6 tRNA genes are annotated in these 855 nt (G+C 47.8%); all 6 read left to right on the top strand.

Annotation, left to right across the window (positions count from 1 at the left end):
• Window positions 1-73: 73 nt before the first annotated feature.
• Window positions 74-149: transfer RNA gene (locus tag ABU914_RS15440), tRNA-Val, on the top strand.
• 88 nt (window positions 150-237) lie between these two features.
• Window positions 238-313, top strand: a tRNA-Lys gene (locus ABU914_RS15435).
• A gap of 45 nt (window positions 314-358) precedes the next feature.
• Window positions 359-430, top strand: a tRNA-Gly gene (locus ABU914_RS15430).
• An 8-nt stretch (window positions 431-438) separates the two neighbouring features.
• Window positions 439-515, top strand: a tRNA-Arg gene (locus tag ABU914_RS15425).
• A gap of 73 nt (window positions 516-588) precedes the next feature.
• A tRNA-Pro gene (locus tag ABU914_RS15420) sits at window positions 589-665 on the top strand.
• A gap of 6 nt (window positions 666-671) precedes the next feature.
• Window positions 672-747 (top strand) — tRNA-Ala (locus ABU914_RS15415).
• Window positions 748-855: the final 108 nt, after the last annotated feature.

The raw sequence follows: 855 nt of genomic DNA, 5'->3' as shown, positions 1-855 counted from the left end.
ACGGAAGTTAAGCTCTTCAGCGCCGATGGTAATGGGCTTTGCCTGTGAGAGTAGGACGTTGCTGGGCAGATTTGGAGGATTAGCTCAGCTGGGAGAGCACCTGCCTTACAAGCAGGGGGTCGGCGGTTCGAGCCCGTCATCCTCCACCATCATCCAATAATTGATGTTTTGTTTACCGTGTACTTAAGGTACTGATTATACTATTTTTTCTGTACATATTACTATTAAGATTAGTAAGAGCCATTAGCTCAGTCGGTAGAGCATCTGACTTTTAATCAGAGGGTCACAGGTTCGAATCCTGTATGGCTCACCATTTTTAATATTAATTTGAGTATTTGAATTGCATGTGATTGCATGTGCGGAAGTAGTTCAGTGGTAGAATACCACCTTGCCAAGGTGGGGGTCGCGGGTTCGAATCCCGTCTTCCGCTTTTTTAGTGCGCCCGTAGCTCAATTGGATAGAGCGTTTGACTACGGATCAAAAGGTTAGGGGTTCGACTCCTCTCGGGCGCGCCATCATAAAAGCTCTTCCGTTAAATACCGTCACGTCCTGTGGCGAACACGGAACCGAGAACATTTTGTTCAAGTCCGGGAAGTGGCTCAGTTTGGTAGAGCACCTGGTTTGGGACCAGGGGGTCGCAGGTTCGAATCCTGTCTTCCCGACCATAAAAAGGGGCCTTAGCTCAGCTGGGAGAGCGCCTGCCTTGCACGCAGGAGGTCAGCGGTTCGATCCCGCTAGGCTCCACCATAAGTTACCATTTGTTTTTATTTTATTTATATGTTATGATTAAAGAGTCGCCATTTGGAGTGGCGAGGAAGAAAAAGGCTACTAAGTAGCTGATTTGCCTTTGCGTCT

Origin of the sequence: Pueribacillus sp. YX66 (genome assembly GCF_041725775.1) — a bacterium.
In the GTDB taxonomy this organism is placed as follows: domain Bacteria; phylum Bacillota; class Bacilli; order Bacillales; family UBA6769; genus Pueribacillus.
Note: the sequence above shows the minus strand (reverse complement) of the source record. Positions and strands in the feature narration are given on the sequence as shown.